This is a genomic window from Yinghuangia sp. ASG 101, from assembly GCF_021165735.1.
Taxonomy (GTDB): Bacteria; Actinomycetota; Actinomycetes; order Streptomycetales; family Streptomycetaceae; genus Yinghuangia.
The window spans coordinates 6,490,881-6,511,245 of record NZ_CP088911.1 but is presented as its reverse complement, the minus strand read 5'-3'; the positions used below and the strand labels follow the sequence as shown (position 1 = coordinate 6,511,245).

Here is a 20,365-nt window from a genome sequence, read left to right as displayed (position 1 = left end):
TGTGGTGCCTCGTTGGCGTGTCCGTGGGGGCTTGCGTGTGGGGCTTTGCGCGTGCTTGTCGCGGAGTGGTGCGAGCGCGGGGCTTTGGGGGGCGGGTCTGCTTGTGAAAACTGCTGTGCGTCGCCTCGCTTCGGCGACGGAGCGTGCCAAGAGATGTCCGCGACAGGCTGGTTGCCGACCCTGATGATGCCCGCTTGCCTGGTTGCGTTGCGTGGCGGGTGAGTTCGTCTTTGCGTGCTACGGGCCGGTGGCGAGTGTGGTGGAGTTCCGTGGGTTTGGGTGCGGAGCGACGTTGGCTCGGGGAACGCCGTGCCGTGGTGGGTGGGTGGGGAACTTCTTCGGGGGGTGGGGGTGTTGGGTGGGGGAGGCGTCGGGGGCCTGGTGGGTGGGTTTCGGCGGGGTGGAGGTTATCCCGGCTACGATGGCTTGCCCGTCGTCCGGGCATTGACGTGACGTCTCATCGACCGACACGACAGGCACGCCCTATGACCCTCAGACGCCTGTGGCGCAGCGCCGGCAAACCGGCGATCGGCCCTGAGCCGTCGCCTGGTGACCGTCAGGCGACGGTGGCCGCGTATGCCGCGATCATGGCGATCTCGTTGATCGACGCGCTCGTCGATCCCGCGGTTCCGGGGGCGGTCGCGCTCGGGCTGGTCGCGCCGGCCGCGGCGGGTGTGTGCAGCAAGCGGCAGGTCACCGGGGTCGCTTCGGTGGCGACGGCCACGGCCGTGGTGCTGGTGTGGCGGTTCGAGTCGACGACGTTGACGTCGAAGTGCATCCACGTCACGGTCGTCGGCGCGCTGGGCGTCGTGGCGCTGGGGGTGACGTCGACGCGCCTGCGGCGTGAGGCGCAGCTGAGACACGCGCGTTCGGTCGCGATGACATTGCAGAACGCGGTGCTGGAGCCGGTGCCGCCGCGGCTGCCCGGGCTCGACCTGGCCGGGCTCTATATGGCGGCGGAGGCCGAGACCCTGGTCGGCGGCGACTTCTACGCGGTCGTCGAAGGTCCGTACGGCGTGCGGATGTTGATCGGGGACGTGCGCGGCAAGGGGCTTCCGGCGGTGCATACGGCCGCGGCGCTGATGGGGACGTTCCGTGAGGTCGCGTACCACGAGAAGGACCTGACGGAGGTCGCCGCGCGCCTCGAGGGACGGGTGCACCGGTTGGCGTCGGAGCGTACGGGCCCGCCGGGCGAGCGCTTCGCGACGGCGTTGGTGATGGCGTTCGACGAGCCGGACACCCTGCGGATGATCACGTGTGGGCACACGCCGCCGATCATGCTGCGCGACGGCACCGCGACCGAGATGGAATTGCCGGATATCGCCCCGCCGTTGGGCTTGGCGCCGATGTTCGTCGACGGCGTGCGCTACGTGGAGCACGAGGTGCCGTTCCGGCCCGGTGACACGTTGATCGCCACCACCGACGGCATCAGCGAGGCGCGGGACGCGGAGGGGCGGTTCTATCCGGCGGCGGCGCGGCTGGCGGGCTGGAGCCAGGCGTGGCCGCAGCACATCGCGCTGCACCTCTACAACGACCTGCGCGGGCACACCGGCGGGCCGCTCCAGGACGACGCCGCGGCCCTGGTGTTGCAGCGACCGCGCCGGGAGATTCCGGCGGGGCCGCGGCGGCGCATGCCGCATCTGATCTGAGGAAGTTCGCGGAAACGGCACGCGGCCCGGGTGGGAACCCGGGCCGCGAACCGTGCGTTGGCCAAGTGGATCCGGCGGTCGCTCCGGCGGATCGCCGGTTGCCGTGGGCGGGCCGCACCGACCTGCGGTCCGCTCAGGGCGACCGGCCGATGCTCACCAGTCCGCGCCCGGTGGCGCGGCCATGAGCGCGCGGACGAAACGATCGTAGGAGATCTGGCAGCTCTCCAAACGCTCGTACGTCCGCGCCGACAACGCGACGACAGCTCCCCCGTCGATCGCGAGGCTCCAGCACCAGCCCCGACCACCGTCCGCGCGGCCCATCAGGGGCCGTAACTGTGCGATGCGCGCCCTGAGCGCGTCGAGTTCCGTGCGGCACGCCGACGCGGTGGTGTGGCCCCGGGCCGAACAGGCGATAACCCGTCCGTTGGGCGCGACCATGCGCCACCGCACGCGGTGTTCGTTGTCCAGGTGGACGTCGTAGCGTGCGGTGCGCTCGGGATTTCCGCCCGGGGCCTTCGTCTCATCCGAATCGGCCGGCGACATAGTCGGCCGTCCTCGGGTCGCGGGGTGCGCCGAACACGTCGGTGGTCGCGCCCGATTCGACGATGTGGCCGGGGGTGCCCTCGGCCGCGAGGAAGAACGCGCAGTTGTCGGAGACGCGTTGGGCCTGCTGCATGTTGTGCGTGACGATCACGATCGTGACCTCTTCACGCAGTTCGGCGATGGTGTCCTCGATGCGGCGCGTGGAGGTCGGGTCGAGGGCCGAGCAGGGCTCGTCCATGAGCAGCACGTCCGGGTCGACCGCGAGCGAACGGGCGATGCACAGGCGCTGCTGCTGGCCGCCGGAGAGCGCGCCGCCGGGCTGCCGCAGGCGGTTGCGCACCTCGTTCCACAATCCGGCGCGGGTGAGGGCGGATTCGACGACGGTGTCCTTGTCGACGCCTCGGCGGCCCGTGAGCTTGAGGCCGGAGATGACGTTGTCGTAGATGGACATGGTCGGGAACGGGTTGGGCTTCTGGAAGACCATGCCGACGCGGCGGCGGGTGTCGATGGGGCGCCGGGACGAGTCGTAGATGTCCTCGCCGTCGAGCAGGACCTCGCCCGCCAGTTGCGCGGACGGGACCAGTTCGTGCATGCGGTTGAGGATGCGCAGGAAGGTCGACTTCCCGCATCCGGACGGGCCGATCAGCGCGGTGACGCTGTTCGCGTGCATGGTCAGGTCGACGCGTTCGAGCACCTTGTGGGTGCCGAACCACGCGCTGACGCTTCGCGCGTCCAGGGTGGACGCCCGTCGTCCGGCTGGTCGTGGGCCGGGCACGGGCTGGATGGGCAGGGTGGCAGCGGTTGTGTCGGTGGACACGGGACGAACCTTCCGCTCCGGGGACGGGAATTGCCGGTCGGTTGTTCGGGGACGTGATGCGGGGGTCACTCCATGGGGATCACAATGTGGCGGGAAGCAGACGTGACGCGGTGTCATAAAGCGCCCACAGCACGGCGATGGTGGTGGGGACGCCGAGGACGAGGGTGACGCGGCGGTCGTAGCGGCGCAGTGCCCACGCCATCGCGCCGCAGACGACGGCGAAGGCCTGCGCCCACAGCAGCAGGGCCATGCCGGCGCCGGCTTCGCCGCCGGTGCCCTTCTCCTCCTCGCCGATCGTGCGGGTGCGGCCGGGTTCGGCGACCTGGAACTGCCCTTGCAGGTCGGCGATCACGGCGGTGCGGCCGTCGGGCCGGATCCAGGAGTCGGCGGTCACGAGCGTGAGGCGGTGGTCGCCGCCGGGCGCGATGACGTCGTCGTCGCCTTTGCCGACGTGCTTCTTGTCGCTGACGACGTACGTGAACTCGCCCTGCTGCGTGGTGACCTGGATCTTCTGCCCGTTCTTGAGCCGGTCGATGTCGCCGAACGGGCCGCCGTACGACCACTCTTTGCCCATGAGCACGGAGTTGCCGAACCCACCGGGCAGGGACGTGTTGCGCACATGGCCGGGGCCGCTTCGGAGTTGCTTCGCCGTGGTGCCTTCGACGACGACCTGTTTGAGACCGATGGACGGGATCTCCAGGATCGCGATCGGGGTGCCGGCCTTGATGTCGCCGCCGAGGGGACCGACGGCGTTGTAGAAGTCCTCCGAGATGCGGTCGAAGAGTTGGCGCTGGGTGCGGGCCTGCTGGAAGTCGGAGACGGTCGCGAGGTAGAGCACGAATCCGCCGAGCAGGGCGACGATCAGGCCGAAGGCGACGCCCGCGGTGGTGAAGGGGTCCCAGGCCGGGCGGGTGGCGGAGGCGGGCTTGGTCCCCGGCCCGCTGCCGCCCGTCGTGGGGGCCTCGGCCGGTTCCGGCCGCGGGGGATGTCGTGGTGGCGCGGTCGGGGCCGTGGCGACGGCGGTGGCGCTGGTCGGGGCGCCGGGTTTGGTGAGGTCCGGGGTGGTCATGTCACGCTGCTCCGGTCGGCCTGATGCGCTGGATCATGCGGATCACGGCGGCCACGGGTGGCGGCCAGTTGCCGGTGCGGCGCTGCCAGCCGAGGCTGAGCAGGATCGGTGCCGCGACGGCCGCGCCGACGGCGGCGAACATGATCACGACGAGCAGGATCGAGGCGGGGTCGCCTTCGAGTGCCTGTTTGATGCGGTCGATGACGGCGCCGGGCAGCGATGGCGCGTCGTTCGAGGTGGCTGCGGCCGGTTGGGTCGCGGGGTGGGCGGCGGGGGGCGACGCTCCGCCGCCGGGCGGGGCCGTTCCGCCGGAGCCGCCGCTCGCGGTCCCGGTGTCGGCGAAGGAGCCGGTGCTGTCACCGGTGCCGCCGCTACTGCTGCCGTCGGTGCTGCCGAACGAGCCGTCGGTCGAGAAGCCGGAGCCGGTGGTGCCCGACGATGCGGAACCCGATCCCGACGACGTCGTGCCGCCTGTTGTGGACGGCGGCGGTGACCCGGGCGGTGCGTTCGCCGCCTTCTTGACGGCGTCGCGGGCGTTGACCACCTGTTGCTTCTGATGGTCGTTCAGCGGTGCGTAGCCGGGCGGGAGTTGGCCCGGCAGCAGGCTGGGCACCTGACCAGGGCCGGCGGCGTACGCGAGGTATTGGTCGATCGCGGCGGCCTTCTCCTGGGTCACTTCCTTGGTGGGGAAGGCCACGACGTCGGTCGTCGTGAGCGGATAGGCCTTGGGGTCCTTGGTCGCGAAGTCGTTGGTGAGCGTGACACCGTCCGGCCCCGCTTTGGCCGCGGCGACTCCGGCCGCGATCGACTCCCGGGTGGGGGCGACGAATTCCCCTGCGGCGTTGCGGAGTTTCGCGACGGGCATCTTCATGCGCTCGGCGGCTTCGAGGCTGGTGACGGCGATGACGCGGCGGTTGCCTGGTTCATCAGGATTGATGGCAGACGGAGCCGGATTGTTCCCTGACTGACGAACCTCCGCAGCTTGCGACTGCGCAAGCTTGTCCACGATCTCCGGGTACGAACTGATGGGCCGATACCTCAGCGACAGGCCCTCAATGCGGTTGCTGATCAAACCCAGCGGATATTCCAGCGAGCCGATCCGCCATGCGTCGGGGCAGGCGATGCCGTTCTCATCAGGGGTCCCCGACAGCCACGCGCGGGTAGCCGGGTCCGAGAGGAGCCAGCGGGTCAGCTCGTAGATCGTGTCGTCGTAGGCTCCGCGCACCAGGAGCGGGTGTACGGCAATGGTCTTGGCGTTTTCCGGGTAATCGGGGTTGGCCGCGACGAACTCCGGGTCTTCGAAGAGCGTGCTGTAGTGCTCGTACGTGGGCGGGAAGCCGGGTACCTCTTTCTTGGGTTCGCTCCCTGACTTGTATTGCAGCGGCGTCCCGTATGTGAATGTCAGCAGCTTCGCGACGAGACGCGGTGTCAGATTGAGCGGTGGCAGGACCATCGCGTTGCTTGCGGCGTCTTTCGCCTCCAGGTTGGTGGAGATGGCGATCGCGCCGTTGGTCAGCGGCGCGTACGCGACCTCCCCGGGATTGCGCCCAGGCTCTCCTTCCGTGCGGCCGAGCCCCTGGTCCAACGGGCCCCCGAGCGGCTGGGAGGTGATGACGCCATCGGGAACACCGGTCCGAAAGGCGTCGCGGCCCTCCTGCGAAGTTCCCGAGCCGACCGTCATCATCATGGAGTCGGCGGAGCGGCACAGTCCGCCCTGCCAGGACAGCCCTGCCGCCGTGTGCTCGGCGTTGCCGGCCACGTTCAGTTCGGTCGGCTGGTCCTCGCAGACGCTCGCCCCGGGCACGAACTCGATGGGAGCCCACGCGGCTTGCCCGGCCGCGACGGCGAGATCAAATTGGGCAGGCTCTGGGATGTTCGCAAAAGCGGACCCCACCGAGACATTCGCTGGTTGGAAGTTGTCCACGGTCGCCAGAGAATGCGGACGAACAACCGCGGCCACGATGCACGGCGTGGACTCATCGCACCCCAGTTCAGGGCGGTCCTCGGCGGGCCGCACCTGCAGAAAGCCCTCGCCGGTGCTTCCGTTCCCGCCGTACAACGCGCGGTGGCCCAGATTGGCGAGCGCACCGATGCCGTCGCAGGTCGCCGACGAAGGCACTGTCCCCTTGCACTGCACGATGGTGATTGCGTACTGGTTCTCGACGAACCCGGACCAGGAGACCTTGATGCGCTGGTTCACCAAGTCCTTGGATTGCGACAGGGTCAGCTTGGGCCCGGTCGGCTCGTCCGCCGCGGCAGAGCCCGTCATGACCGCGAAGCCGCTCAGGGATCCCAGCAGGATCGCCATGACCGCGGCGACAACTCCCGGCACGTGCCAGGGCCGTTGATGAAACAAGCGTTGCACGGTGTCTCCGGTCGTTCGTCCGGCCGCCGGGCGGCGACGGCCCGCCGACGTGCTGCGGGATTCCGGAACACCACCTCACTTGTTGCCCGAACTTCCGTCCAGAGCTGGCGAGTTGTGCTCATCGTCTCGTTCCGCCCCGCACATGATGCGGTCACCTGTTGTTGACTTTCGGCGCCGGCGAAGCCCTTCCATCCGTTTTGTCGCGGGGCTGCCGTGGGCCGACCCACCGACGGCAGCCGCGAACCGCGGCGATGGCGGCTCGTTTCCGTTCCGGACATCCGGGACATCGCGCGTTTCCCTCGCGGTCACTCCGAACCACCCGACGGCAGGCCAGTGTTGTGGCCGTCGCCACGGCAACAAGGCGACACGGACACAAGCTCGTGTTGGCTTCCGAAGGAGACCGATGATGTTCGGCAAGATCGCCACCGCCGCCGCGGCTGCCGCCGCCGCACTGTTCATGGCCGTTCCGTCCGCCAACGCCGCCACCTACGCGGGTGTGGGCTCGGACACCACCCAGGACGTGATGCGCGCGCTCACCGAGGAGTACGCGACGACGGTCAACCCCACCAACACCTGGGTCAGCATCGACGCCGGTTCCACCACCCAGACGATTCCCGGCTGCACCATCAGCAACCCGGCGCCGAACGGCTCCAGCGCCGGCATCAACGCGCTGCTCGCGGACAGCACCGGCTGCATCGACTACGCGCGTTCCTCCCGCCCGCTCAAGACGGGCACCGAGCAGAGCACCCTGACCGCGGTCCGCCTCGGCGGCGACTCGGTGTCGGTGGCCGCCCTCCCGCAGGCCGCGGGCGGCCACGCCCCGGCGAACATCTCGCTCGCCGACATCCAGAAGATCTACAAGTGCGAGATCACCAACTGGAACGGCGTCGCCGGCGGCACCAGCAGCGACCCGATTGTCCGCTACCTGCCGCAGGCGGGTTCCGGCACCCGTGACTTCTTCATCACCTCGGTGCTCGGCTTCGACCCGACCGACCTGAACACGGGCAACTGCACCACCCAGCCCACCCTCGTCCAGGAGAACCGCGGCGACGCGGTCGCCACGGCCGACCGCGACAGCGCGATCCTGCCCTACTCCAAGGCCGCCTGGACCGCGCAGGCCAACTCCGGCGACACCGGCGTCCCGGACCACCGCGCCGGCTTCGTCCTGCTCAACATCAACGGCACCGCCCCCGGCGGCACCGGCTTCGTCGGCAACCGTGACGTCTACAACGTCTACAAGACCGCCGGGGCCGACCCGACGCTCGTGGCCTTCCTGAACTGGGCCGCCGCGCAGAACGACTTCAAGGCGCTCTACGGCTTCACCGCCTGAGCCTGAGCACCATCCCAGCCACACCCACCGCCCCGGCGTCCCTCACCGGACGCCGGGGCGGCCGCGCGTGCGGATCAGCGCAACTGGCCCTTCCCCTAAGCCCATTCACCGTCACCTGCTGTTTCCCCCGCAGTCGTCCCGACCGCATCGGGCCACTGGTTGGCTCATTCAAGGTCTCACCCGGCAACGCACCTTTTCCCCGGAAGGTTCCGCATGACCGCCGTGCTCCCGGACGCCCCGACCGATTCGCCGCGACGTGTCGTCGTGCGGCGTACCCGCGTCGACCAGGCGTACCGCTGGACCACGCGCCTGTCGGCGTGTGCGGTCCTCGCGCTGCTGGGCGCGATCGGCTTCTATCTGGTGCGCCGGGGCTACGACGCCATCCACGCGGCCGGCTGGTCGTTCCTCACCGAGGACAAGTGGTCACCCACCGGAGGCGGGGACTTCGGGGTGCGCGGGCTGCTGACCGGCACCGTCCTCGTGGCGCTGACCGCACTCGTGGTCGCCGTGCCGATCGCCCTGACCGCGGCGCTGTACATCACCGAGTACGCACCGGCCCGGCTGCGCCGCCCGCTCACATCGGTGGTCGACATGATGGCGGCGGTGCCGAGCATCGTGTACGGCCTGTTCGGATTCTTCCTGCTCCAGCCGCAGTTGATCCCGGTCAGCGAATGGCTGGCGAAGAACCTGGGCTTCATCCCGATCTTCAAGGTGCACAAACTCGAGGGCACCACCCGCTACATCGACGGCCAGTTCGCGTCGTCGCTGTTCATCTCCGGCGTCGTCGTGGCGTGCATGGTGATCCCGATCTGCTGCGCGGTGATGCGCGAGGTCTTCGCCCAGTCTCCGCCCGGTGAGAAGGAAGGCGCGCTGGCCCTCGGCGCGACGCGCTGGGGTGTGATCCGGGCCGTCGTCCTGCCGTTCGGACGCGGCGGCATCATCGGCGGCACGATGCTCGGCCTGGGACGGGCCCTCGGCGAGACGATCGCCGTGGCCATCGTGCTGTCGTTCAACACCGACTTCACGATCCGGATCCTGGAAGGCCAAGGATCGACGATCTCCACGCTGATCATCCTCAAGTTCGGCGAGTCGGACAGCTTCGCCCTCTCCGCCCTGATGGCCGCCGGCCTCGCGCTGTTCACCATGACCCTGCTCGTCAACGTCATCGCCGGCTGGGTGATCTCCAAGTCCCGCAGCGGCTCGGCGACCGACATCTGATGCATCGTCCGAACCCCCGTGCCGCCTCGGCCGATTCCGCTTGGAGTGGAGAGACCGCCCGATGACGACCGTCACCGCGCCGCAGCCCGCCGCGCCGCCGGCCGAAGAGGAACCCGTTCCCGCGCCCGAGCGCCGCATCGCGCTGCGGCAGATCCCGGTCGAGGAAGTCGGCGTGGCCGCCGCCTCGCTGGTCGCCGGCGCGTCGTTCGCGTGGGTGCTCTACGGCCGCATCCTCCCGGTGTCAGGCTGGCAGGGCTACCTCATCACCGCCTACTTCTCCTTCCTGGCGCTGTACGGGCTGAGCAGCTATCTGCGCACCGACGCCGTGCAGGCGCGCGACCGGGTCGCGGGCACCGTGGTGGCCACGGGCATCGCCGCGCTGCTCGGCACGGTGACAACCGTGCTCGTGTACGTGATCCAGCGCGGCTGGGGCGCCATCGATGTCGACTTCTTCACCGAGACGCAGGAGTACTTCGGCGCGCTGAGCGGCCCGGACGTCGCGGTGGGTGCCGCGCACGCGATCGTCGGCACGCTCGAGCAGGTGGCTCTCGCGACGCTGATGACGGTGCCGCTGGGCATCGCGACGGCCGTGTACCTCAACGAGGTTCGCGGTCGGCTCGCGCACGTCGTGCGCATCGTCGTGGAGGCGATGAGCGCCCTGCCGTCCATCATCGCGGGCCTGTTCGTCTACGCGGTGCTCATCATCGGGTTCGGCCAGGGACGCAGCGGCTTCGCGGCAGCACTCGCCCTCGGCGTGATGATGCTGCCGATCGTCACCCGCACGACGGAGGTCGTGTTGCGCCTGGTGCCCGGCGGCCTGCGGGAGGCCTCGCTGGCATTGGGGGCGAGCGAACTGCGCACGCTGTGGCACGTCGTGCTGCCGACCGCGCGCAGCGGCCTCGCGACGGCGGTGATCCTGGGCATCGCCCGCGCGGTCGGCGAGACGTCGCCGGTTCTGCTGGTCGCGGGCGGCAACGCGCGCATGAACTGGAACCCCTTCGAAGGCGAGCAGGAATCCCTGGTCTTCTTCATCTGGCGCAACGTCAAGTCCCCCAGCGACCAGCTGAATTCGCTCGCGTTCGGCGGCGCCGTCGCGCTGGTGGCCATCGTGCTCACGCTGTTCGTCCTCACCCGCCTGCTCGCCGGCCGGGCGCCCGGCGAGCTGAGCCGCCGCCAGAAGCGCCGTATAGCCCGCGCAGCAGCCGCCAAGTGAACCCGCCCGCAACCCCTGGGAGTTGACACCGTGTCGACCAGCACGTCCGTACGCCGAAGAGTCTCTCGGGCGCTGCGCCTGGTCGCGGCGCTGGGACTCGGCATCGTCATGACCGTCGCGTCCGCGCCGCCCGCGAACGCCGCGATGGAACCGATCTACGGCTCGGGGTCCACCTGGAGCCAGGTCGCCGTCGACCAGTGGGCGCGTGATGTGGCCAGCCGCGGGATCAAGGTCAACTACGGCGGCGGAGGTTCGACTCTCGGCCGCACCCAATTCACGCAGGTGAACGTCGACTTCGCGGTGTCCGAGATCCCGTTCCAAGGTGCGTACCGCACACCGGACGGCCTTGTCGTGGACGAGCTGAAGCAGCTCCAGGACCGCGGAATCGGCTTCGCCTACCTGCCGATCGTCGCGGGCGGGACGTCCTTCATGTACCACCTGAAGGTGGGCAAGAACCTGGTGCGCAACCTGAAACTCTCGCCGCCGACGATCGCCAAGATCTTCACCGGCCAGATCAAGGTCTGGAACCACCCGGACATCAAGGCCGACAACCCGGATATCCCGGGTCTCCCGCCGAAGCCGATCATCCCGGTCGTGCGGTCCGACGGGTCGGGCACCAGCGCGCAGTTCACGCTGTTCATGCAGAACCAGACGCCCACCATCTGGACCAGGGGCATGACGTCCGACTTCCCGGCCCCGGAAGGCGCCAAGGCCCAGTCGGGCTCGGACGGCGTCGCCAACTGGGTCGCGGCGGACTACGGCGACGGTGCGATCACCTACGTCGAGTACGCCTACGCGAAACAGCGCAACTTCCCGGTGGCCTCGGTCAAGAACGCCTCCGGCAAGTACGTCCAACCGACGTCGGATGCCGTGGCCATCGCGCTCACCAAGGCGCGGCTGAACCCGGACTCGACCCAGGAGTTGACCGGGGTCTACAACATGCCGGACGAGCGCGCCTACCCGGTGTCGAGCTATAGCTACATGATCGTGCCGACCAACATCCCGGCCAATTCCAAGTTCAACCCCTCGCGCGGCGAAACACTCGGCCGGTACATCAAGTACTTCCTGTGTGACGGCCAGAAACAGGTCGCCACGATGGGTTATTCGCCGCTGCCACCGCAGTTGGTGGAGTTCGGTTACGCCGCACTGCGGAAGATCCCCGGGGCTCCGGACCCGGGTCCGATGCCGAAGGATTTGGACAACATCACGCAGGCCGAGTACCAGGCCTGCCCGAACCCGACGTTCCAGCCGGGCTTCATCAAGCCGATCGACAAGGGCGGACCGACGGGTGGCGCGACCGGTGGCAACGGCGGGGCCTCGGGTGGCTCGAACGGAGGCTCCTCCGGCGGTTCTTCCGGCGGAAATGGCAACACCGGTGGCAGCACCGGCGGTTCGGCGGCCAGCGGCAGCGCGACCGGCGACGCCGGCGCGACCTCGGGCAACGCGGCCGGCGGCACGGGAGACGCCGCGGCGGGAACCACCGGCGACGCGGGAACGACGGGAGGCGCCGTCGACGACGGCGGCGTCGCGTACGACCCGGAGACCGGCGAGGCGCTGACCACCGGCGGGGAAGGCGAGGCGGACGGCGGCTCGGGCGGCGGAGCCCGCAACGCCGGGTCCACCGAACTCGACGGCCCGCCCGCGATCCCCGCGATCTGGCTGTACGTGCTCGCGATCAGCGCCCTCGCCCTCGCGGTGGGCGGCGGCCCCGCCTTGTACTCCTACCTCGACAAACGCCGTGCGGCGTCCCAAGGCCAACCGTGACGGTCGGCCCCTGAAAACGACCACCCCCTGTTTCATCGCCCCCGCATGACGCATCACCCCGGCGCACCCCCAAGTGCCATGCGGGCACACCCGATCCGTGGTGTGCCTCGGTTCCACCCGAGAGGAAAACGACCATGAAGTTCACCCGTACCCGTGCGCTCGTCGCCGCCCTGGTCCCGCTGGCCGCCATCGCCGCGTTCGCCGCGCCCAGCGCGACCGCGGATACGACGGCCGCGCCCGCGCCGAAGATCATCGTCACTCCGAACTATGGTGCGGCGGACGGCGGTACGGCTGTCGCCAAGACCAACGTTCCGTGCCCGGACGGCAGTACGTCGTTCCGGTTCATGCTCTCCGGCCCGAACGTGCCCGGATACGTGTTCGGCAGCTCGCGCCTGGGCACACCGCTGCCCGCGGACGGCATCCCGGACACCTCGGTGATCGGCGCGCGCCTGCTCTTCCCGGCGGGCACCCTCCCGGTGAACGGCGCCTCGTACGCGCTCGACGCCCAGTGCCTGGACGCCGCACGCAACGCCACGACGCTGGCGAGCACCACGGTGAAGGTCAACGAGGGTGTGTGGAACACGCTCGCACCGGTGGTCTACGCGCTGCCGGCCAAGATCGGCTCGCTGCGCGTCTCGCTGGTCGCCTTCACCGGCTTCGCCGGCGGCGAGGGTGTCACGGGCACGCTGCGCGCGGCCGACGGCACGAACGTACCGGTGACGCTGCAGCCGCAGGGCACCGACGCGCAGGGCCGCGGCGCGGCGCTGCTCCAGGTCCCGGCGTCGGTCGCGGACGGCTCGTACACCCTCGTGGTGACCGGTGCGGCGTCCAAGGCGGTCGGCGAGATCGCGGTGACGCTGGACACCACGCGCGTCTGGTGGTAGGTCGTCCGGCCGCCTGACTCGCGGCGGACAACCGACGCCGCCCGGCGGTGCGTGTCTCGCGCCGCACCGCCGGACGGCATCGCCCCGCTGACCTCTTTGACCCACGGTCCTTCCCATCCCTCCCACACTTCGGAAGTCGTCATGCTGCTGCGAATAGCCGGTGCCGCCGGGGCGATCCTGCTCACGGCGTCGGTGACCACCGCGTCGTCGGTGTCGGCCGAGGAGCCGGAACCGACCACCAAGATCATCTTCGACCCGGGAACGGGACAAATCCCCATCCTCAACGGGGCAGCGGGTACGGGCGCGAAGATCAGTGCGGATACGCCGTGCCCGGCCACGCACGAGAGTCAATTTCGGCTCCAGCTCGCCAAAAGCGACGGGAGCGTTGTCAAGAACGCGATCCGCACGGCATTGCCCGCCGACAAGATTCCCGCCACGGCCGCCGACTTCGATATCTGGAGTGCGAGTCAGCCCACCTACCCAGCGGATGGTGACGTCTGGTACGTCAAGCTCTTCTGCCACGCGTCCGTGGCAGTGTCCATCCAGGTCGCACAGGCGACCATCCACGTCAGCGGCACGCAGTGGACCGCCGAGAGCACGGCACCGGAGTACCACCCCGAGCTCGACCTGTCCATCCAGGCCAAGGCGGGCGAGGGCACGTTGTTCACACTCAAGGGGTTCAAATCGGGCGAGCAGGTGGCCATCACGGCTCGTCCCGAGGCCGATGGAGCGGCCACACCCGTACCTGTCGGCACCGTCACGACGACCTCCACCGGCGGCTTTGAGGGCCAGTTGACCCTCCCGGCGGAGTGGGCCACCAAGGTGTACCGGTTCATCGCCACCGGGCAGCAGTCGGCGGCGTCCGTCGAAGCGACGATGCCCGTCACCACCGCCGGATTCGGCGTGACGCTGACGCCGCAGAACATCAAGGTGGGTGAGCGGACCACGGCGGCTCTGACCGGCTTCGGGGCCGGCGAGCAAGTCGATGTCACCGCTGTGGAGCCCGGTGGGTCGACCGTCGCACAGCAGACGGTGACGGTGGACGCGCAAGGCGCCGCCTCGCAAACGCTGATGGTGCCCGCCGGAGCGCAGACGGGCAGATACACCGTCACCGCCGTCGGCAAGACCTCGACGGTGAAATTCGAACTGCCTTTGGGCGTCTCCCCCGCGACCACCACCCCGCCCACCAGCGGGCCGCCGACCAGCGGTCCCCCCACCAGCGAGCCGCCGACCAGCGAGCCCCCCGCCTCGGACGACCCGACCGACACCGGCTCCCCCACCGCCACGGACACCGGGTCTCCCACCCCGACCGGCACCGACTCCGTCGGCGGCGCGGTCGGTGGTGACAGCGGCGGGTCCGACAGCGGCGGGTCGGACGGCGGCAAGGGCGGCGGCGGTCTCGCCAGTACGGGTGCGTTCTTCGACCCGCGCTTCCTCGGCACGCTGGGGGCGATGGTGATGGCCGGCAGCGGCGCGGTGTGGTACCGCCTGCGGCAGCGCACGCCGATGCTGGAAGCGGAAGTCGCCGACTGAGGCGCGGGGTTCACCGCGGGCGGACGCACTCGCCCGCGACGCCGACGGGCGGCGGCCATCACGGCCGCCGCCCGTCGGCTCTTCCGGTCCGGGCCGCCGCCGCACCAAGCGGGGCGGCGGGATCGTGTCGGCGACCGCGTCTCGCACGTCGTCCGGCGGGTGCCGCGGGCCGTGCACTCCGCGAGGACGGGCTCCGCCTCGTCGCGGCACCGGTGTCGCGCCGGCCGGCACGGACCGCGTGTCGTACGACGACGTGACCGTGCCGATGCCGCTCGCCCCGACCGCGCTTCCCACCAGGCGCCGTGCGCACGACGACCGCTCGCGTCGTCCGGGCCCGAGCCGGCCCGGCTACTCCCGACCCGTCAACCGCGCGAACGCCACGACGTTGCCCGCGTAGCCGTCGTCCTTGTCGTACGCGCCGCCGCAGGTGATCACGCGGAGTTCCGGGGCGCCTGTGCCGCCGTAGACGCGGTCGGCGGGGAAGTCCTTCTTGCTGAACACCTGGACGCCGTACACGGTGAACACCGCCGTGCCGCCGTCCTCGCGCGTGACGCGGATTGTGGCGCCCTTGTGCAGCGTCCCCAGGTCGTAGAAGACGGCGGGTCCGGCGGGGACGTCGACGTGGCCGACGATCACGGAGGTGCCGACGGCGCCGGGGGTCGGGGAGCCGTCGTACCAGGCGGCGAGGTTGCGTTCCTTCGACGGCGGGGCGTCGATCCAGCCCTTGTCGGTGAGGCCCACCCGGGCCAGTTTGGCGTAGACGCCGATGCTGCGGATCTCGACGAGTGTGGGTGGTGACGGTCGCAAGGCTTCGGGGCCGGTGGCAGTCGGCGCGGGCAGCGGGGGCGGTTGCGGTGGGGGTGCTTCGGGGGCTTGCGGGGCGTCGGGGGCGGGGCCGGGGGGCGGCGGCGCGGAAGGCGGTCCGGGGGCGACGGGAGAGCGCGTGGGCTCGGGGGTAAGCGCCGGTGTCGGGTCGGGGCTCGCCGCCGCGGCGGGCTGCGGCGGGCCGCCGCGCGTCCGCAGGCCGTCGGCGGTGACGACGATGCCGACGAGGATCGCGCCGATGACGGCCGCGATGGTCAGCAGACGTCCGCGGCGGGTGAGGCGGACCGGTTCGCGGCGCGACGGCGCGGAACGGCGTCGGCGGTACGGGTTCCTCCCCGACGCGGCCGGGGTGCGGGCGGCCCTGGGGCGGCGGCCGGTTCCTTCGGGCTCGCGCGACCGCCGGGGCCGCGGGGCCGGTCGTCCGGTGCGGGCTGGGGTGCGGCGGGGTGGGGCCGGCGCGTCGCGCCGGTGGCCGCGGCCGTCGCGTGGTGGGGTCCGGTCGTCGGATTCGCGGCGGCGGGGGCTCGGCTTGTCGCGCGGTTTGTCGCGCGAGGCGCGGCGGCCGTCGGCTCGTTCGACGCCGCGCCGGCCCGGGTTTCGGGTGGTGCGTCCGGATGGTCCGCGGCGGTCGCTCGCGCCGCTCCGCTGGGATGTCAACGACGTACCTCCGCCCAGGAGTGACCGTGTCGGCCGCACAGCGATTCGGCCGCCGGATCCCCGTCCGGCGGCCGTTCGCTCGTACCGGGCCCGGCGCATCCCCGTGCGCGTGGGTCCGGCTGTTTCGCGGCTTGCCCGTGGCGGGCGACGGCCGGTCTCCCCGAGACCGACCGCCCTCCGCCGCGTGTGGCGGTTTCCCGAATCACCGCCGCACGCCTTCGTCAGCGGCGGGAACGCCGCAGAAGCCGCAGGCCGAAGAAGAGAGCGCCCGCGACGATCGCGATGCCGGCGGCAGTGCGCGGTGCGTCGTCGGACGGTGCGGTGCTGCCCGAGCCGAGGTCGGCGCCCCCGGCCGGGACGAGGTTGCCGAAGACGTCGCGGTCCTGCGGCGCCTGGACGGTCCCGGCGATCGCGTTGTCGGTCGGGCACGCGACCTCGAACACCTTCTGCTTGGCCGCACCGGTCTGCCCGGCAAAGGTCCAGGTCAGCCTGTACTGCCCGGCCGGCAGGGACAGCGGCCCGGTGTGGCCCGTGCCGGTGGTGAGTGCGAGGGCTCCGTCCAGGGCGGCGCCGCCGACCCGGTCGGGCTGCGGGGCGATCGACCAGGTCACCGCCTGCACCTGGTCGAAGGCGGACGCGGCGAGGTAGAAGCGGCAGACCTTGGTCTCGTCGCGCGGGTCGTCGAAGGCGGTGCTGGTGGCGTGGATCCTGACGTCGCCGTTGTCGCCGGGGGCGGCGGCGGCGTTGCCGGGCAGGGTCACGAGCGTGGCCGCCGAGGCTGCCGTCAGGACGATCGTGAGCGGGAGCGTGCGGGTGGCTCTGGGGAGTACTGAGGTGACGGACACAGGGACTCTCCGGATTTCGCCCGACTGCCTGCCAGTCGGATAGACCGACTATCGGGCTGTCCAAGCCGATGGCTGCCGGACTCTTGCGGCGACGCGCCCAAACGTCACCCCGATGGCGCAGCGGTGGCCTGATACGGCGTCGTGGGCACCCAGTTCGGCCGACGGGCCGTCGGGGAGGCGGCCGGGTGGTGTCGCGGACGCGGCCAACTCGACGTCCGGATCGGAGGGTTCGTCGCGCGGTGGACAGGCGCGTACCGGACCTTCCGGATCCGGGTGCCCGAAGTTGTGTCAGGGTGCGGTGTGTTCCGCTCACGTGGAGGTGAACGCGGTGACCGACCTGTTCGGGGCGTACGACAAAGGCCTGTGGCTGCCGGACGCACCGGTCTCCGAAGAGGAGCTGGTGTCGGCGCAACACGGGTTGTTCGAGGGGCCGTTCACGTTTCCGGTGATGGTCGCGCGGCGGTCGGCGCTGGAGGCGAACATCGCGACGATGGCGGACTACGCGCGCCGCCACGGCGTGCTGTTCGCACCGCACGGCAAGACGTCGATGTCGCCCACGTTGTTCGCCGCGCAACTGGACGCGGGCGCCTGGGGAATCACGGTGGCCACCGCGAACCAGGCACTGGCCGCGCGGCGCTTCGGGGTGCCGAGGGTCTTCCTGGCCAACGAGCTGTACGACGCGCGCGTGCTCCGGTGGATGGCGGAACAGGTCGGCTCGGGTTGGGAGTTGGTGTTCTACGTCGACGCGCCGGAGGGTGTCGCGGTCGCGGCGGAGGCGTTGGCCGGCACCGCGGGGGGACGCCTCGACGTGGTGGTCGAGTTGGGCCGCCCGGGCGGGCGCACCGGCTGCCGCACCGTCGCTCGGGCCGTGGAGGTCGCACGCTCGGCGGCGGAGTCGGGGCTGACCGTCCGGGGGGTGGCCGGTTATGAGGGCGGTCTGCCGGACGCCGCGTCCGTCGCGGCGTGGCTGCGCGATCTCGCGGCGGCGGGCGACGCGGTCGCCGAGGCGGTGCCGGTCGACGGCACGCCCGTCGTGTCGGCGGGCGGGTCCGCGTGGTTCGACGTCGTGACGGATGTCCTGGGGCCGTGGACGGACCGCGCGGAGGTCATCCTGCGCAGCGGCGCCTACGTGTCCCACGACGACGGCTTCTACCGCGGTGCCACGCCGTTCGTGCGCAGGCCGTCGGAAGGGGGCCTGGCCGGGGCGTTGGAGGTGTGGGCACACGTGCAGTCGGTGCCCGAGCCCGGGTTGGCGGTGCTCGGGGCCGGCCGCCGCGACGTGCCGTTCGACCTCGGGCTGCCGACGCCGCTGGAGATCCGGGCGTGCGACGGCGCGCGGCGTCCGGCGGACGGCATGACGGTCGTGCGGGTCGACGACCAGCACGCGTACGCCGACACGAACGGCGTCGCCGTGCGGCCCGGCGAGTCGGTGCGGCTGGGGGTGTCGCACCCGTGCACGGCGTTCGACAAGTGGCGGGTGATCCCGGTGGTGGACGAGGACTACCGGGTGGTGGACGTGCTGCGGACGTACTTCTGAGGGTGTCGGGCTCCGGGGTCAGGGGCCCGCCGGGCCGTCGGCGTACGCGAAGTAGTTGATGTCGCGGGACAGCCGGTCGAGCAGCCGCGTCGGCGGGCGGCCGTCGCCGTCGTCGAGTTGCAGGGCGTTGCGGCGCAGCGTGCGCTCCGAGAACGGCAGCGCGCCCGAGGAGAGGTAGCGGATGGCCCCGGACAGGTCGCGGGCCGGGACGATGTGGGAGCGGGCCAGGCGGCTGGCGCTGAAGGGGATGTCCAGGCTGCCCTCGGCGAAGGCGGTCGGGATGGCGTTCAGCAGGTCGCCGCCCTGCAGGAGCGGTTCGACGATCTCGGCGACCTCCTCCTCGATCCACGCGGATTCCTCCGCGACGCGGTCTTCGTCGAGCGCCACGAAGTCCAGCAGTTCGGACGCGGCGAGGTGGGTGGTGGCGAGGCCGGCCAGGTTGGCGTCGGTGTCGGGAACCCCGAAGGCCTCCTGGTGGGTCTTGGTCAGCACCTTGGTGGCGCCGCCGAGCCGGGCCGCGAGGGCGCCGTACAGGATGAGCGCGTCGGCCCGCCGACGGGCCCGGGGGAACGGGCCCATGTACTGGTGCAGCACGGGATAGCACTCGACCGTTTCGGGCAGGTAGCGCGCCGCCAGCCGGGGGATGCTGCGCAGGGTCGCGGTGTCCTGCACGATCTCGCCGCCTTGCGGGTACGCGATCGACACGCAGCGCACGCCTTCGCGGGCGGCGAGGACGGCTTCGAGGAAGCTGATCGCGAGGCTGATCGACGGCGGCATCAGCACGGCGGTGAGGGTGCCGAAGTACTCGCGGTCGACGATGATGCCCTCGCGGGCCAAGTCACCGCATACGGCGTCGACTTCGCGCCACAGGGCGAGCGATTCGGTGATCGGGAAGTTCTTCGCGTACGGCAGGTTGTAGCAGATTCCGCCACCTTCGAAGGCGGTGAAGCCGCTGGCCAGCGTGGTCTCGAACAGCGCCCAGGGGTGCGGGGATCCGTGCCGGATCTGGATCGGTGCCCGGACCGCGTCGTTGAGTTCGCGTCCGCGGATCCAGCCGTGGCCGACGAGCGGGTAGCCGTTGAGGTCCTGGGGGCACTCGCGGATGCCGCGCAGGGCCTGGTCGAAGCGGCGCATGCGGGTGTGCGCGTCGATGGTCAGGGTGTGGATGTCCGGTTGCGCCCCGGCCTCCAACGCCCGGAGCAGTCGCAGTTGTTCGTGTTGGTTGCCGACGCCGCAGCGCGGCTGCACGGCGACCTTGCCCCGGGCCTTGGCGGTCCGCAGGACCTCGGCCACGGTCTGCTTGGGCAGGGCGCGGATGTAGGCGATGCTGTCGGCGAGCGGCGGGAGTTCGGGGGTCTTGAACAGCTCGTCCCCGCCGTGGTGCCCGCCCGACTCCGGGCCGTGATCGGTGCGTTCGCTCATGCCCGCCCCTCGCCACGCTCGGCGCCGCATGCGCGCGACGCGACCCTTGTACTGACGCGCCGGCTCATGTGTGGTGGTCCTCGCCGACCGCGTAGGCGGTCGCCTCGGCGTCGTCGGCCGTGCGGGCCGCGAGGAGCTTGTCGAGCAACGCCGCGATCTGGTCGGCGTCCTCCAGGATGTGGTCGATGCCGAGGTCGTACAGCCGCCGCAGGTGGTCGTCCGACTTGTGGCTGCCCACGGACAGGTTGCCGCCGAGGATGATCGGGCAGTCGATGCCGGTCTCGGCGCGCTCCTCGGGGAGGTCCAGCAGGTCCTCGTACGCGTGCCCGTTGATGCTGCCGATGACGATCGCCTCGGCGTCGGGGTGGTCGCGCAGCGCGGCGAAGAACTCCTCGACGGTGGTGTTCACCCCGAGGTTGACGACGTCGAAGCCCTCGTCGCGCAGGGAATGGGCGATGAGATGGTTCGCGACCGCGTGGGCGTCACTCGCGGTGACGCCCAGGATCACGGTGCGGGCGTCGCGGGACTCCCCTGCGCTGGACCGTTCGGCAGCATTGCTCACACCGGCCATGACCGACTTCTTTCTGTCGTCGAACGGTGAACGATTCGACTCGTCCGACGCCGCGGAAACGGGCCGGGGAACCGAACAGGCGTTACCGTCAGCCAAGTTACGGTAGCCGGGCATGATCGGCAT

Annotated in this window: 16 protein-coding genes; 8 read left to right on the top strand and 8 right to left on the bottom strand. The window is 70.9% G+C overall.

From position 1 onward, the window contains the following. Positions 1-485: 485 nt before the first annotated feature. Positions 486-1,649, top strand: a complete 1,164-nt coding sequence (locus LO772_RS27925) for a PP2C family protein-serine/threonine phosphatase (protein ID WP_231774792.1) — start codon at positions 486-488, stop codon at positions 1,647-1,649. A gap of 153 nt (positions 1,650-1,802) precedes the next feature. Here LO772_RS27925 and LO772_RS27920 read toward each other — a convergent pair whose 3' ends face one another. The 4 genes from LO772_RS27920 to LO772_RS27905 form a co-directional block, all read right to left on the bottom strand. Then, positions 1,803-2,192, bottom strand: coding sequence for a hypothetical protein (locus tag LO772_RS27920; protein ID WP_231774791.1), 390 nt, complete (start codon positions 2,190-2,192; stop codon positions 1,803-1,805). Further along, the gene (locus LO772_RS27915; RefSeq protein ID WP_443089476.1) at positions 2,170-2,967 is read right to left on the bottom strand and encodes a phosphate ABC transporter ATP-binding protein; all 798 of its coding nucleotides are present in this window, start codon (positions 2,965-2,967) and stop codon (positions 2,170-2,172) included. The genes LO772_RS27920 and LO772_RS27915 overlap by 23 nt, the downstream gene beginning before the upstream one ends. 121 nt (positions 2,968-3,088) lie before the next feature. Continuing rightward, entirely contained in the window at positions 3,089-4,078 is a 990-nt protein-coding gene (locus LO772_RS27910) for a sortase (protein ID WP_231774790.1), read from the bottom strand. A gap of 1 nt (position 4,079) precedes the next feature. Beyond that, positions 4,080-6,386 (bottom strand): hypothetical protein, encoded by a 2,307-nt coding sequence (locus tag LO772_RS27905; RefSeq protein WP_231774789.1) that lies wholly within the window; start codon positions 6,384-6,386, stop codon positions 4,080-4,082. 460 nt (positions 6,387-6,846) lie between these two features. Between LO772_RS27905 and LO772_RS27900 the strand changes: the two genes are divergently transcribed. The 6 genes from LO772_RS27900 (at position 6,847) to LO772_RS27875 (ending at position 14,385) form a co-directional block, all read left to right on the top strand. Then, positions 6,847-7,773, top strand: coding sequence for a PstS family phosphate ABC transporter substrate-binding protein (locus LO772_RS27900; RefSeq protein ID WP_231774788.1), 927 nt, complete (start codon positions 6,847-6,849; stop codon positions 7,771-7,773). Positions 7,774-7,986: 213 nt separating this feature from the next. Further along, a complete protein-coding gene (gene pstC / locus LO772_RS27895) occupies positions 7,987-8,991 on the top strand; it encodes a phosphate ABC transporter permease subunit PstC (RefSeq protein WP_231774787.1) in 1,005 nt (334 codons plus the stop codon). 61 nt (positions 8,992-9,052) lie between these two features. Continuing rightward, positions 9,053-10,204, top strand: coding sequence for a phosphate ABC transporter permease PstA (pstA, locus tag LO772_RS27890; protein ID WP_231774786.1), 1,152 nt, complete (start codon positions 9,053-9,055; stop codon positions 10,202-10,204). Positions 10,205-10,234: 30 nt separating this feature from the next. After that, positions 10,235-11,968 (top strand): phosphate ABC transporter substrate-binding protein PstS, encoded by a 1,734-nt coding sequence (gene pstS / locus LO772_RS27885; protein ID WP_231774785.1) that lies wholly within the window; start codon positions 10,235-10,237, stop codon positions 11,966-11,968. A gap of 134 nt (positions 11,969-12,102) precedes the next feature. After that, a complete protein-coding gene (locus LO772_RS27880) occupies positions 12,103-12,852 on the top strand; it encodes a hypothetical protein (protein WP_231774784.1) in 750 nt (249 codons plus the stop codon). A 141-nt stretch (positions 12,853-12,993) separates the two neighbouring features. After that, positions 12,994-14,385 (top strand): hypothetical protein, encoded by a 1,392-nt coding sequence (locus LO772_RS27875; protein ID WP_231774783.1) that lies wholly within the window; start codon positions 12,994-12,996, stop codon positions 14,383-14,385. A gap of 348 nt (positions 14,386-14,733) precedes the next feature. On the opposite strand, the gene LO772_RS36435 is transcribed toward LO772_RS27875, so the two are convergent. Continuing rightward, a complete protein-coding gene (locus LO772_RS36435) occupies positions 14,734-15,867 on the bottom strand; it encodes a class F sortase (protein ID WP_443089329.1) in 1,134 nt (377 codons plus the stop codon). Between the two features lie 221 nt (positions 15,868-16,088). Next, positions 16,089-16,712, bottom strand: a complete 624-nt coding sequence (locus LO772_RS27865; protein WP_231774782.1) for a hypothetical protein — start codon at positions 16,710-16,712, stop codon at positions 16,089-16,091. Positions 16,713-17,040: 328 nt separating this feature from the next. On the opposite strand from LO772_RS27865, the gene LO772_RS27860 reads away from it, so the two are divergent. Further along, entirely contained in the window at positions 17,041-18,249 is a 1,209-nt protein-coding gene (locus LO772_RS27860) for an alanine racemase (protein ID WP_231774781.1), read from the top strand. An 18-nt stretch (positions 18,250-18,267) separates the two neighbouring features. Here LO772_RS27860 and LO772_RS27855 read toward each other — a convergent pair whose 3' ends face one another. Beyond that, positions 18,268-19,671 (bottom strand): methylaspartate mutase, encoded by a 1,404-nt coding sequence (locus LO772_RS27855; RefSeq protein WP_231774780.1) that lies wholly within the window; start codon positions 19,669-19,671, stop codon positions 18,268-18,270. 64 nt (positions 19,672-19,735) lie between these two features. Beyond that, on the bottom strand, positions 19,736-20,242 hold the full coding sequence (locus LO772_RS27850) for a cobalamin-dependent protein (RefSeq protein WP_231774779.1): 507 nt from the start codon (positions 20,240-20,242) through the stop codon (positions 19,736-19,738). Positions 20,243-20,365 lie beyond the last annotated feature (123 nt).